At 70.8% G+C, this 13775-nt stretch carries 9 protein-coding genes; 2 read left to right on the top strand and 7 right to left on the bottom strand.

All coding sequences use genetic code 11. The features are described from left to right. The first annotated feature begins 494 nt into the window (after positions 1-494). Positions 495-902 (top strand): hypothetical protein, encoded by a 408-nt coding sequence (locus tag IG84_RS41340; RefSeq protein WP_157848981.1) that lies wholly within the window; start codon positions 495-497, stop codon positions 900-902. Positions 903-995: 93 nt separating this feature from the next. On the opposite strand, the gene IG84_RS41335 is transcribed toward IG84_RS41340, so the two are convergent. The 7 genes from IG84_RS41335 to IG84_RS38345 all read right to left on the bottom strand — a co-directional run bounded on the left by IG84_RS41335 (position 996) and on the right by IG84_RS38345 (position 11161). Then, positions 996-1184, bottom strand: coding sequence for a DUF6192 family protein (locus IG84_RS41335; protein WP_157848980.1), 189 nt, complete (start codon positions 1182-1184; stop codon positions 996-998). Positions 1185-1302: 118 nt separating this feature from the next. After that, positions 1303-3156, bottom strand: a complete 1854-nt coding sequence (locus IG84_RS0130160) for a UvrD-helicase domain-containing protein (protein WP_031063939.1) — start codon at positions 3154-3156, stop codon at positions 1303-1305. Positions 3157-3190: 34 nt separating this feature from the next. Beyond that, positions 3191-5245 (bottom strand): ATP-dependent nuclease, encoded by a 2055-nt coding sequence (locus tag IG84_RS0130155; RefSeq protein WP_031063937.1) that lies wholly within the window; start codon positions 5243-5245, stop codon positions 3191-3193. 299 nt (positions 5246-5544) lie between these two features. Then, entirely contained in the window at positions 5545-6693 is a 1149-nt protein-coding gene (locus IG84_RS0130150) for an ATP-binding protein (protein ID WP_031063936.1), read from the bottom strand. 108 nt (positions 6694-6801) lie between these two features. After that, the gene (locus IG84_RS0130145; protein WP_051862624.1) at positions 6802-9132 is read right to left on the bottom strand and encodes a Mu transposase C-terminal domain-containing protein; all 2331 of its coding nucleotides are present in this window, start codon (positions 9130-9132) and stop codon (positions 6802-6804) included. Continuing rightward, positions 9129-9851 carry a TnsA-like heteromeric transposase endonuclease subunit gene (locus tag IG84_RS0130140; protein WP_031063932.1) on the bottom strand — a complete coding sequence of 241 codons (723 nt, stop codon included), beginning with the start codon at positions 9849-9851 and terminating at the stop codon, positions 9129-9131. The genes IG84_RS0130145 and IG84_RS0130140 overlap by 4 nt, the downstream gene beginning before the upstream one ends. Before the next feature lie 221 nt (positions 9852-10072). Beyond that, positions 10073-11161 carry a TniQ family protein gene (locus IG84_RS38345; RefSeq protein WP_157848979.1) on the bottom strand — a complete coding sequence of 363 codons (1089 nt, stop codon included), beginning with the start codon at positions 11159-11161 and terminating at the stop codon, positions 10073-10075. A gap of 190 nt (positions 11162-11351) precedes the next feature. Here IG84_RS38345 and IG84_RS0130130 point away from each other — a divergent pair, with 190 nt between their 5' ends. After that, positions 11352-13736, top strand: a complete 2385-nt coding sequence (locus IG84_RS0130130) for a DEAD/DEAH box helicase (RefSeq protein WP_051862620.1) — start codon at positions 11352-11354, stop codon at positions 13734-13736. Positions 13737-13775 lie beyond the last annotated feature (39 nt).

Raw genomic sequence — 13775 nt, 5'->3', positions numbered from 1 at the left:
CCGTGAGACAGAGAAGCCACGTGAGACGAACGACGACCTTGTGCACGAACCCTTCCGCTCGCCTACGCACCATCCCGCTGCCATGCCGGTTCCGCGGTCGCGAAGAGGAATCCGGAGTACGCGCGAGATACTCCTGAAGTTTCCAGTGCCGGAACTGGTAGGCGTCGCCGCACGCCGCAACAGTTTAGCTGGGGCGGGAGATCAGTCATGTTCAACACAAGCGGCCCGTTCCGCCCCTCGGAGCCCCGCCGGCGGGGAGGTCACGTGCGGGCGCATGACGCAGCGGAAAGGGGCCGGCCCGGGGGGGGCATGAGGGCCGGTGATCAAAAGGCTACAGTGACGTCGTTGGGCGGCCCCAGCGCAGAGATCATTTACGCTGCATGCCGCTTAGCGACTCATTCCCGCGTTTCCGAAATGCTCCTCGGCCTGTTCCGCAGCCTCTTGTACTGCGATGCTTACTTTCCGCGTCACGTTGGCAGCCGAGGTAGTGTGAGATGGATCCTGATCTTGGAGCATTATGGACCGCAGCCGGAGTGGTCTCCGGCTTCCAGGTCACCGGATTCGCTTTACGGATCAATAGAGAGATCGATGTTAGCGGCAAGGGTGACATCACATGGCTGCCTCCCGCAGACATCCTCAACTTGCTATCGATCGCCGTAACGATGCTCGGGGTTTTCATTGCCCCCGTTCTTAGCGTCGGCAGCGCAACCGTCCCAGTTAAGGCGTTTGGCCTTTCTGTCCTCTTGCTTGCGGGATATCCATTCGCACTCGCAGGCCACTACGACATGTTCAACCCACGAACGCATCGCTCATGGATGTATTGTCCGAGGCAGGAGCGGATCGCTCTGGCCGTCGTTGGCGTCTCGGCAGTCGCCTATACCGCTCTTGCGATGCTCCGCTAGGGAACCCGGACAGCGAATGAGAATCTGCCGCTCCACCCGGTAGCCATATGAAGCCGACAACTCACCTGAGGCTACGCAACTGCCTTCCAGAACTCACACCGTCAAGCCGTAGTCCGGATAATCATCGCTCATCGTCTTGAAGGCGGCGTCGGGCCGGTGCAGTAGCCGCGTTGCGGCTTCGGCGGCCACCTGCTCGTCGTCGGCTAGGCCACGGATCGCCTCGGTGCGTGCCTTGGGAGGGACCCCGTCTGTCACCGCTGGCCGCTGCTCGGCTGCTGGCACCAAGCTCGAAAGCTCCCGCAGCCCGCTTTAGCCCGGACAGCCGCCGTGGTGCCTCTGCGGCATCGTGCGGATAGCCGTGCGCGCCCGAACGGGGCAGCGCTCCTGGCGCAGACGGGCTCTAGGCGCTCCCGTCGGGGCCGAGGACGTCGGTCACGAACATCGAAGGACCGGTGTAGCGGGGGGTGCCCCAGGTATCGGTGAAGAAGCTTCCGCTGAGCAGCACCACTTCCTCGCGGGCTCGGGTGAGGGCGACATAGAAGTTGCGTCGGGCGATGCGTAGCTCCGCCTCGCTGATCCCGTACCGGCCCCAGTAGGGCACGTGCTTGTTGATCAAGCCGGGGAGGGTGACGACGTCGAATTCGCGGCCCTTCGCGCTGTGGTAGGTGGTGAGCGTAATACGCCCGGGCGCGCGTCCTCCGGCGAGTTCGGCCATGGTCAGTCCGCCGGTGCAGACGGTGCGGCATGTGTCGATGGCGGTGTGGTCCCGTTCGTCCGAGCTGGCTTGTGCAAGGTCTTCCAGGTCTAGGGCTGTGCACAGGTCGTCAAGGAAGGTGCCGACCGGTTCGTTGGGGGCGGGCCGGGGTGCGGTGTCCAACAGGGCGGCGAGCTGACGGGCCAGGCGGCGCGGGGTGTCCTCCTCGATGGCGAGTCCGGCGTCGATGCGCCGCCGGTGCCATGCGGCGGCCAGGGTCATGAGGGTCTTCGCCTCCGTGGCCCCGGCCAGGTTGGCCGAGGTGCCCGGCAGCGGTCCGGAAAGGCGGCGACCGGTGCAGTCGGAGATGAAGTCCGCCATGGGCGCGGTGGGGATCTTGCGGGCCTTCTCGGCGTCGTACGGCAGGCCCGCCTGTTCGAGTGCGGCTTTGAGGTGTTTAAGCAATGGCCCCTTGCCGGGGTAGAGCACGGCGATCTCTTCGGGGCGGGTGCCGTGGCTGATGCGATCTTGAGCGATCGCCACGGCACGGGCGGCGTGCGCGTCGAGGTCGAGACCGTCGGCGATCGTTTCGGTGGTGATGCGCCCCAGGTCTTCCTTCTCCGGGGCCGCTCGGTAGTCGCGAGGGGTGCCCAGTACGCGGAGGCCGGCTTCGATCAGACGGGTACCGCTGCGGAAGTTCACGCTCAGCATGCGCGTGGTGAAGTCGGTGCGGTCTTCGAGTTCCTCCAGCAGGCGGGTGTCGGCGCCGAGGAACCCGTACATCGTCTGGTCGGGATCACCGACTGCCGTCACCTGCACCCCGGCATCCAGCAAGGTCAGGACGATGGCGTGCAGAACCGGGCCCAGGTCCTGGTATTCGTCGACGACTAGGTGGGGAAAGCGGGCGGCCAGCATGCGCCGGACGTCGGCGCTGGCGCGCAGGACTGCCAGCGCCCGTTCGGTCATGGCGTCGTAGTCGAGGGCCTGGTGGGTGTCGAGGAGCGCCTGGAAACGGGCGATCGTCTCCCGGTAGCGCGGGTCGAAGGAGCTCGGGTCCTGTCCGGCGGCCAGCTGGCGGCGCTGCTTGTTCAGGGCGGTGACCTCGCTGTCGGTGAGCTGGCCCAGACGGGAGGCGAGGGCGGCCTGGCCCCACCAGTCGCGCAGCTGTTTGTCGTCGCTGACCGTCACCTGCTCGGGGAAGGCGACGTCGGTGAAGCGGGCATAGGGGCGCAGGATGTACCGCAGGCAGAAGCTGTGAATGGTGCTGCTGACCACGCGCCGGCCGCCGGGCATGCCCAGGCGCCGCAGCCGCGTGCTGATCTCGGCTGCGGCGGTGTCGGTGAAGGTGATGGCGGCCACCGACCGGTGACGGGAGGTGGTGGCCAGCAGGTAGCCGACGCGGGCGACCAGGGTGCGGGTCTTGCCCGCGCCCGGCCCGGCCCGCAGCACCAGGTTGCCCTGGTGCCAGGCCGCGTTGCGCTGTTCGGGAGCGAGGTCGGCGAATTCCGTGGCCAGCGCGGGGGGCAGTCGGACCTCAGCGGCAGGATGGAGCGGGTGCATCACAGTTCCCCAGGAGGTGGGCAGGCGGCAGCGGTTAGGCCCCGACGGGTGCGTCGGCCGACTGTGGGCCGTCAGGTTCCAGCTTGGCGACCAACGGACGGTCCAGACAGAGCTGGCACAGCTGGTTGATGAGGGCGAGCAGCGCTCCGCAGCGGCCCAGTTGCAGCAGATCGCTCTCTGACAGGGGCGCATCGGACGGGCTCCCCGCCAGGCGGCGGATCCGCGCGGGCAGATCCTCGACGGCTTCGACGTGGGCGGCCAGGCGTTGCGCATACCTGCCCTTGCTGACCTCCTCCTTCTCGATGCGGGAGAGCACGGCCAAGCGCTGATCGGCCGTAGTGGTCCCGAGCGCACCCTTCACCGCGTCGGCGAAGTTGCTCCGGGCCACCGCGCCGGGGACGAGCTCATCGAAGGCGCTCTGCATCTCGCCCCGGAGTAGCGGGGCGAGATCGACTTCGAGGGTGTGCTCCCCGACGAAGACGCGATGCTGGGCAGCAGTGCTCACCAACGACGGCCGCCCCGCTCGCGGACTGCCGTCCTCCGGCAGCGGCAGCCCGCGCATGCTCTCCAGCGTGCGACGGAACGCCGTGGCCGGGTGGGGCGCAAGCACGTCCAGCACGTCGGCGGCTCTGGTCAGGCCGCCCTCGCGCAGGTGAGGGAAGCGCTGCAGGTCCAGGTCGGTCTGGTCGCCATCGGTGAGGATCCAGAACAATCTGTTCAGCCCTTCCGGACCGAGCAGCCGTGCGTAGGGGCCGAACGCGGTGCCCTCGACACTGGCCACCACGATGCCGTGGGCGTCCAGCTCGAGCCCGGCAGCCTTGGCCAGCGCCGGCACCAGATACGCCTCGGCGATGCCCTCGACCAGGATGATCCCCCGGGCGAAAAGGATCTCTGCCCGGCTGACATTGAGGTAGCGCTCCAGGTCCTTGCGTTCCCGCTCCTCCAGCAGCGCCGGTGGAACGGCCCGGGCCTGCACGGCCCCGTCCTCCTCATACATCAGCACCAGGCTGGTCAACGGGGTGACCGCGGCGATGTGCGGGCTGTGCGTGGTGAGCATCAACCGGTCCAGATGGCGCAGCAGGTGGAAGAACAGGTGTCGCTGCAAGGTGGGGTGCAGGTGGGCCTCGGGCTCTTCCACCGCCAGCAGGGTGTCCTCGCCTTCCGGCGTCCGGCGCCGCAGCTCGAGGCGTTCCAGCAGCAGCGCGAGGTAGAGCACGTTCGCCATGCCGGTGGAGGAACGGTCGACGCTGCGGGTGCGGGCCGCGTCGATGTACAGCTGCACGCTGCGCAGCAGGTCCTCCTCACGGCCGGCGAAGTCCAGCGACGGGGTGATGCCCAGGCGGGGGCCGGCGAGTGCGGTGATGCGGCGGGCGAGCGCGTCGGTCAGGTGCTGGACATTGGTGTCGTGCGCGAGTCGGGCGCGGGCCTGCTTCATGGCCTTGAGCGTGGCGTCGAGGTTGTCCTGGGTCGGCGGCAGCTCCCGCAGAAGCCGGGTCAGCGGGCTGCGGTCGGACCGGGCGAGGTCCTTTTCGGTGTCCCGTAGTGCGGGCAGTACGGAGAAGGCGGCATAGCGCTTGACGTCCCGCATGCTGTTGCCGGGGTCGGTGCTTCCGAAGATGGTCCACTCGTAGTCCGCCGCGGTCAGGGCGCGTGCCCCAGCCTGCGTGCCCTCATCCGGCTGGTCGCCGGACGCGGGCACGGCGTCCGCATCGTCGGCGCCGGCCGCCTCCAGCGCGCGCTTGCGAGGCCGGAAGAGATAGGTCAGGCGGGCGGTGAGCGGATCGAGGCTGACGACGGCACCGTCCAGCACGCTGCGCGCGTCCAGGTCCTCGTCGAAGCCCGATAGATCGATCTCCACGCTGACCTCGACGCCCTCGGCCAGAGTGGGGCCGTGGTCATGGATGTCATCGGCGCCAAGGACGCGGTGCCGGTCCAGCAGATCCGGGTCGAGGATCAGGCGCAGCGCTTGCAGGAGGTTGCTCTTGCCGATTCCGTTCTCCCCGACGATGACGGCGGGAGAAGGAAACGGGTCGATCGTCAGGTCCTTGAAGTTGCGGTAGTTGCGCACCCGGACACGGCTGAGCTGCATGACACTCCTGGCGGTTCATCTCGCACTGCCCTCCCGCGACGACCGTCAGGCATCGGCACTGCCGGAACAACCGGGAGAAAGGGGAGTATCTTATATTCCTGTTACAGGAGTTACGGCAGAAAATCAGCCAATTGATGCTGTCATAGTGGCCGACACGCCGCGGTGAGCTGCCGGGTTTCCTGCCCCATTCCCGGGTCGCGGGGGCCATCGGTGCACGCCGCCCGGGGCGCAGCTGGCCGGCGTGCCTCACACGAAGATCCGTGTCCGGACCGAGCACCTAGCGGACCAGTGTCGTGTGTTCACTCGCCACTTCGATCCTCCGGCGAACGTTCTCCTCCGCCGGCCTGTGCGTCTTCGTCCTCCGGCGCGCCCCCGGCGCTGTCCGCAACCACCAGTGGCGTGGTGGTGTCGGGTTCGGGGCGGCCGATCCACATCCGGTCCAGCAGCTCCAGGGTGATGCGTTCCTCCCTCAGGTAGATGGCCTCCTGGGCGGCGCTGCAGACCAGGTAGGACAGGGCACCTAGGTAGCCCCGGGTGCGTTCCCACAGTTCCTCGGCCAGGCGGGTCAGATCGTCGGGCTGATGCTGGAAGAGGCGGAGGTTGCCGTCATAGGTTTTGACGATGGTGCGCCAGAGGTCCTTCGGGGAGCGCGCCGGGCGCGGGAAGGGACGGGTGCGGACCACGGGGGCGTAACTGGCGGGCGGGTGGCGCACACCGCCGGCGGTGGAGGGTTGGAGGCCGCGGACGGCGGCGTCCAGAAGCCGGGCGGAACCCTCGCCGCAGTAGACGATGAACACCCCGGTCTCGTTGCGGATGTAGCGCAGGAAGTCAAACGCCTGCTCGGCGTCGCCGCCGAGGGCAAGGCTCTCCACGCCGTCGATGAGGAGCACCTTGGTCTGGGCGCGGCGCAGTTGGGTGCACACGGTGCGGGTCAGGTGGGCGGGGTTGCCGGGCGGGTCGCCGATGAAGGAGGAGATGGCCTGGGCCCAGGGGCGGGTGCCGCCGGTGCCGATCGGGGGCACGTTGATGGCGACGACGGGGATGCGGTTGGTGTCCTTGGGCAGGACGGTGTTGATGCCGCGTTCCATGGCCTGCGCCGCGTAGAACATTGTGCGGCTCTTTCCCGTCCCCGACAGGCCGTCGATGGCCATGCCCAGGCGGCCTTCGGTGCGGGGCCCGCCGGTCCACATCAGTTGCCGCAGCCGGGCCTGGGTGAGCAGGATGGCCGGGGTCTCCACGGTGGCCATGGTCGCGTGGTAGCGCAGCCGGGGGTCGCTGGGGGACAGGCGCGTGCCCATCGGCGGGCAGGTGGCGAGGTCGGGGGGTGCGGGTGGGTGGGTCACCTCGTAGCGCCAGCCGTCCTTGGCGGTCAGCCAGGACGGCCGGGGCAGTTCGGGCCGCTCGGCCGCAGAGTCGGCAAGGTCAGGGTCGGGTGCCTGTTCCTTCATCGCGCACCCCCTTGACTGTGAGGCGGATGCTTTCTCCCGGTGCCCGGTGGGGTGGATGGGGAAATCCGGCAACGGCGGCGTGCGCGGCACCGCAGCCACTGCGGCGGGCTAGGCAGTGGTGCGGGAGGTGAGGGTGGGGAAGAACACCTCGGCGGCGTCCCCAGCGGTGGGCAGGGGCTGCACGGCCGCAGCCCACTCCGCCTCCTCGCCGCCGTCGCTGCCGGCCGCGGGGGGCGACGACGGCGGCGCGGTGAGCGGGCCGGCGAACAGGTCCTCCCCGGCCGCGGCGGTGACCGGCAGCGCCCGCACCTCGGCCGGGTCCACCGGCGGCTGCCCCTTATACGGATCGACCGGCTCCGGCCCCGGCAGGCGTGGCGCGGGGGCGAGCCCTGCGGGGTATTCGGGCTGGGCGGTCAGCGGCCCCTGCTCGGCGCGGTTGAGGATCTCATTGGTGCGGCGGGCGCTCTCCTCCTCCTGCGCGCTGCCCCCTGTCTCCTCGCGCAGCTCCGCCCGGGCTTGGTCCCACTGGTACTCCGTCCAGTCGCCGTGGATGCGGTCGCGGAAGATGAAGTCGGCCGGCACCCAGGCGCGGGGGTCGTCCTTCTCTAGATACGGGTCGCGCAGCCAGACGCGCTCGGGACGGTAGGGATTGTGGTGCACCGGCCACTTGCCGCGGTGCTGGCCGCGCAGCGGGGAGGGAACCCCGCGGTACTCCCTCAGCTCTTCGGCCTCGTAGTGCCGGTTGTTCAGCTCGATGCCCTGGTGGGTGACGGTGCGCCACTGGCAGGGAAGCAGGTTCAGCCGGTCGACGTCGCTCAGCTGGATCGGCAGGTAGCCCTCGCTGGGCACGAAGCCGGCGTACATCTGGTTGGGGGTCAGCGGCGGGTGGGCGGGGAAGAGGGGGTCGCGCAGCTCGTCGTGCGGGCGCTGCTGCCAGCCCACCGCGATCCACTGCTGCAGCAGGTCGTTGATCTCCGGCAGGGTCCACAGCGGCTGTCCGTCGCCGCCCCGCCGCAGGCGGCCGTCGGGCTCGCGGACGGTGTGGCCGTGCACGTGCTGGCAGAACAGCGTCTTCATCGACTTGATGCTGCGTTCGACCAGGCCCTTGTCCGTGGCCGTGCCCTTGCGGGCCGGGCGCGGGCTGATGCCCAGATAGGAGCAGGCGGCGGTGAAGGCATTGGCGCTGAAGACCAGGGCGTTGTCCGCCACGATCAGACTCGGCATGATCAGCGGGCGGGCGGCGGTGCCGGCCAGCTGCGGATCGGCCGCAAGGAGCGTGGCGTGGGGCAGGTCGGAGTGCTCCAGGCGGGCCCGGGCGGGCCAGTGCGCGCGCACCGGCTTGGGCTCCAGGGCCTGGGCCAGTAGCAAGGTGGCGTCCACCGCCTTGACCGCCCGGCCCTTCGACCGGGCGTTGCGCCTGCCGCGGCGGCCGGGCTTGCGGCCCTTGGTGCTGCGGCGGCGGCCGGGGGTCTTGGGCCGGATGAGGGCGGCCAGGATGGAGCGGGTGGCCACGTCCACCATCACCAAGAACTCCGCCGCGGTGGGCCGGCCGTCATCCCCCAGCACGGTGATGTCCAGGCCGCTGGCGTCGATCTGCACCACCGCGCCCGGGGCCAGGGCGACGGTGCGGGTGTAGGGCGGCCGGGGCCGCCCGGCCGCGTCCAGCGGGGAGCCCCGCGGCGCCCGCAGCGGCACAAGCCTGACGCCCATCTTGGCCAGCAGCCGGTAGAACGTCGGCCGGGAGGGATTCAGCTCCCGGGCCTCCCGCTTGTAGCGGCGGACCAGTTCCGCGGTGAGCCGGCGGCGCAGCACGGTGCCGTCCGCGGCGGGCGGCAGCCGCCGGGGCGCCAGCAGCTCGGACAGGACCTTCACCACCCGCACGTCCACCCGCCCGTAGCGGGCCCCGATCCGGATGCGGCGCTGATCGACCAGACCCCACACCCCGCGGCGCTTCCAGCGCAGCCGGTGGCGCTCCACGGTCTTGGCCGACACCGGCCGCCCCCACGCCGCGCTCAGCTCCGCCGCCTTGGCCTGGTAGCGCTCCACCAGGGTGTGGCGGGCGGGGTCGTAGGCCGCGCGCGGCGGGGCGTACTCGGGGGTCTCGGGCAGCCGGCCGGTGTGGACCTCGATGATGTGCCGCTCCCAGTCGTGTGCCTTCTTCGCGACCTCCGGGGCGACCGCCTCCAGCAGATCCAGCGGCGGCACCGTGGCGGCGGGCAGCGCGTCCCGGTCGGGCAGCGGGGTGAAGCCGTCCTTCACCAGCGCGTCCATCAGCACCAGAACCGGGCAGCCTCCTCCGCTCTCGGGGCTCAGCCGTAGGCTCGCCCCGCTCAGGGCGGTGACCGTCCAGCGCCTGTTCTGCCAGGTGATCAGGTCTCCCAGGGCGAGCACCCCGCGGTGGGGGCACGCCTCCTGCGGCCGGGCGGCGGCGGTGCTCATGGCTGCTCCGGGGCGGCGGTGACGGTCATGTCCGGGCCCACCTGCACACTCCAGTCGATGAGCAGCCGCTGACGCCACACCAGGTGGTAGGCGGGCTGCAGGGCGAGGGTGTCCAGCAGGCCGCCGGCGAGGATCGCCTCGCGCAGCGGGCGGGGGCGGCGGCAGGCGGCCCGCAGCGCGGCGTCGACGGCCGGATCGTAGAACCAGCGTGGCTTGCGCCACCGGGCGATCCAGCGCAGATTGAGCAGGGCCAAGCCCGTGGGAACCGTAGGGGAGTGCACCCGCCAGCCCGCGGCGGCAGCGGCCTCCTCCAGCACGGCGTGCTTGTGCTCCCACAGGGCGGCGCTGCAGCCGGCCGGCGGCAGCGCCACCACCAGGTACTCCCCGCCGTCGGCGCGGGCGAGGAAGTCCGGGACCAGCACGCGCCGCCGCCCAGATTGCCGCCAGGTCAGCTCCAGCGCACTGCCGGTGAACCACACGACGTGCGGGTCGAAGTCCAGCACCAGGGCCACATCCAGCCGCCCCAGCGAGACGCACTCGACCAACTCCCCGGTGGTGGCCGCCGCCCAGCGGGTGGGAATGGCGCGCCGCCGCGGGTGCCGCTCCGGCAGCGCCCGCGCCTTCACCTCCTCCAGCGGCACCTCCCGCATCTGCTCGACGGGCAGATGCTGCTCGACCTCATCGAGGTCACGGAAGCCCACGGTCACCGGCAACGCCATGCCCGGCCCCCTTCCGGGAGTTGCGCGGGCAGCAGGACGGCGGCACACGCCGCCGCAGACCACGTGAGGGGCTCCCGTACGCGTCCCTCGCGCCCGCGACACCTACCGCCAGCCTCACCCCGCCAGCCAAAAAGTCCACCCCTGCGCGCGCCCGTCGCCCCATCGGGCGACACCGGCCTTGTGACCGGGCCCTACCGGTGACACGCTTCCCCACCCGCGCCCTAACCGCAGCGCAGCGCGCGCACCGAACACCCCAGCCGCCAGGGCAGACACGACAGCTCCTGCAGCGGCTGCAAGGCCACCGCCCCGCGGTGCGGCTCCCGCAGCGCCTGCCGCCGCACCGCCGCGGCACCCGGCCCACCCCCCACCCCGCAAGACCCCGCCCCGACGGGCAGGGGGTAGTGCTCGCCCAGCCACCGCAACAGCGGAGCCCGCCATGCCGGACACCGCAGCCGCCAGGCCCCAGCCAGTTCCTCGGCCCCCTCCAGCCACCACTGGCCATCGACCGCCTCCGCACCCCCGCCCATCCGCCACCGCTCCCAGACCAGCATGTGATCGGCCAACGCCTGCGCCTCAGGCAGCAGCACCAGCGGCGCCACCCGCACATCATTGGCCCGCAACCCCACCAGCTGCGCACGCCACTCCCACGCGGGCACGCCCCCCGCCCGCTTCGTCCACCAGTACACGCCCACCTGCAGTGCATCGGCCAGCAGCACCCGCGCCAGCAATCCCCAGCGCCGCTCCCGCCGCCAGCGGCGCTTCTCGGCGGTGAGCACCTCCGGCAGCCCGGCCAGCGACAGGAAGGGCCGCTGGGGGAAGTGGGTGCTGTCCAGCCAGCGCCGATGGCGTACGCACACCTGCCAGGGATCCGGGGCGGCCAGCCACACCTCCTCCCCGATGTTGTGCCGGGCCAGGCACAGACCGCAGGCCCGCACCCGGAACCCCTGGGGCCGCCAGGGCCATGCCCAGCGCGGTACTCCGTCCGCCCGCAGCAACTCCGGCGCCCCCACGCGCGCCAGCGGCACATTGACACTCGGCAGCACCCGGCGCAGGACCTCCACCGGCCGGTCCGTCAGCACGGCCAGCCGGTCCACGGCCGCCTCATTGAGGTACAGCTCCGCCTCGCGCGGCGCCACAACCCCCGTCCCCGCGCCCAACTTGGCCAGCAGCTCGCCAACCTCCCACCCGTCGAACGCCGCCAGCCGGTGCACGAACGAGCCGGTGGACTCCCCGAGCACCGGGCGGGCCTGCAGCCCCAACCCCTCCACCTCAGCGGCCACCTGCCGGGCCGCGCCGGTCCGCCGCGCCATCGCCGCCTCCTCCACGCCCCTCTCCCACCCTCCTTCGCCTACGGCCCGCCGCCGTCAAGGGCCCGTCACCCGAAAGGGTGAAAGGCGTAGTGGCAGTGGCGCACGGCCCACGGCCGTCACCAGGCTGGGACACGGCGCACCCGACGCCGGCCCCGCGTACGAGCCACCGGGAGCGTGTCAGGTGAGCGTAATGGTCAAGCCCCCGGCCAAGAAGCCCTGGCCGCACCAGCGCCGGGCCATCGACGCCCTCACCCGCACCCTGCGCTACATGCCCCGCGCCACCGCGGTCTCCGCCTCCGCCTCCGGCAAGACCCTCATCGCCCAGCAGTGCGCCGACAACCTCGCCCCCCAAGGACGCGTCCTGGTGCTGGTGCCCTACCTGGAGCTGATCACCCAGACCGCCGACGCCTGGCGCGAGACCGGCCGCGCCGGCCAGTTCCTGGGCGTGTGCTGCCACCGCGACCGCAGCAGCCCGCTGCTGGGCCACATGCCGATGACCACCAAAGCACCCGTGCTCGCCGACCAGATCGCCCGCGCCCACGGCCCCGTCACGGTCTTCGCCACCTATCAGTCACTACAAGTGATCATCAAGGCCCACCGCGACCACCGACTGCCCGCCTGGGACCTGGCCATTGCCGACGAGGCCCACCACACCGCCGGCGCCCTCACCAAGGACTGGGCCGCCATCCACGACGACACCAAAGTCCCCGCCCACCGCCGCATCTACCTCACCGCCACCCCCCGCACCGGTGACGAACCAGAAGACCCGCCAAACCCCGAAGCCCCCACCGCCCCCCTGGCGTCGATGAACGACATCGACATTTTCGGCCCCACCGTCTTCACCCTGACCCTGACCGACGCGATCGCCGAGGGAATACTCGCCGACTTCCGCCTGGTGTTCCCCGAAATCGGCGACGAGGAACTGCGCACGGCCCTGACCACCCACCCCCACACCACCCCCGAGTACGACGGACCGCGCGTGGCCGCCGCACAGATCGCCCTGCTGCGCACCATGGCCCGCTACGACCTGCGCCAGGTGCTGTGCTTCTTCAACCACATCAACACCGCTCGCATGTTCGCCGAGACCCTTAACGCCACCGCCGCAGTGCTGCCCGACTTCGACCCCGACACCCTGTGGGCCCAGGCCGTCTACTCCGGCCAGGGCCGGCACCAACGCGCCGCCATCCTGGCCCACTTCGGGCGTCGCCCCGACGCCTCCGAGCCCATCGAGCGCCGCGTGCTGACCAACGTCCGCGTCATCAGCGAAGGCTTCGACCTACCCGGCATCGACGGCCTCGCGTTCATCGAACCCAAGTACAGCACCGTCGAAGTCGTCCAGGCCGTCGGCCGCGGCCTGCGCCAGCCCCCCGGAAGCGGCAAGATCGTCACCGTGATCATGCCCGTCTACCTCGCCCCCAGGAAGTCCGCCGAGGAGAGCGTGAAGGACTCCGACTTCTACCTGCTGTGGAAAATCCTCACCGGCCTGCGCACCTACGACCAGCACCCCCTCTCCCCCTGGTCCACCCGCCACGGCAGGGGCCTGGAAGGCCCCATGCCCCCGGCCCCCGGCCCCGAACGCGCCGACGAGATCGCCCCGCTGCTCCAGCTGCGCGCCCTGGAGCCCGACCTCGGCACCTGGATGTGCGGCATGTCCTCCGCCGTGCGCTACCTCGACACCCACGGCGACCTCGACATCCCCGCGGACTACATCGACCCCGAGGGCTTCCCCCTGGGCCGCTGGCTGGCCTACCAATGCGACCTGAAGACCGCCGGCAACCTGGCCCCCGCCCGCCTGACCGCCATGAACAAGCTCGGCGTCATCTGGCGGCACACGGGCGACAGCACCGAGCACCAGCTCGACGTCGCCCGCGCCTACTTCGCCCGCAACGGCCACCTCACCCCCGCCCGTGAGGAGACCCTGGAGGGCTCCCCCGTGGGCGAGTGGCTGTGCACCGAGCGCACCCGGAACAGGCACGGCCGCGAACCCACCGCACTCAGCCGCGCCTTAAGCGAGATCACCCCCCACTGGAACCCACCCTGGCCCACCGAGTGGCAGCGCATGTACGCCCTGGCCCACGCCGCTGCCCGTGCCGACCGGCTGGACATCCCCGTTGATTTCCCCGGCGACGACTGCGACCCGGCCATCCGGTGGATCGATCGCCAGGTCGACTGCTATCTCGCCCTGCTGCCGGGGCAGCAGCAACTGCTGGCCGACCTGCCGCTGTCACATCCCCTCGCCCTCCTGCTCCAAGAGCACCACCATCGGTGGGACACGGCCTTCTGCCGCGGCCTGCGCGCCGCCCGGCACTACCGCAAGCACCACGGCCACCTGCGTGTGCCTGCCCAGCACATAGAGAAATTCCGCGGCGAACGCGTCCACCTGGGCACATGGATCACCCGGTTGAGCGCCCGCATCTCCTCCCTGACACTGGAAGAAATAAACGCCCTGGAGCACCTGGGCATCGAGTGGGACCCGGCCCTGCGACGCATCACCTCCTCCGTGCCGCAATCGCACTCACCCCAGGGCTGGTCCCTGGCCAACAGCCGACTGAACTGGCCGCTCACCGGCGGATGAACGCCACCGCGGCAGGCCGGCGCGACCGCACCACCGCCC

Source organism: Streptomyces ochraceiscleroticus, from assembly GCF_000720485.1.
Taxonomy (GTDB): Bacteria; Actinomycetota; Actinomycetes; order Streptomycetales; family Streptomycetaceae; genus Streptomyces; species Streptomyces ochraceiscleroticus.
Note: the sequence above shows the minus strand (reverse complement) of the source record. Positions and strands in the feature narration are given on the sequence as shown.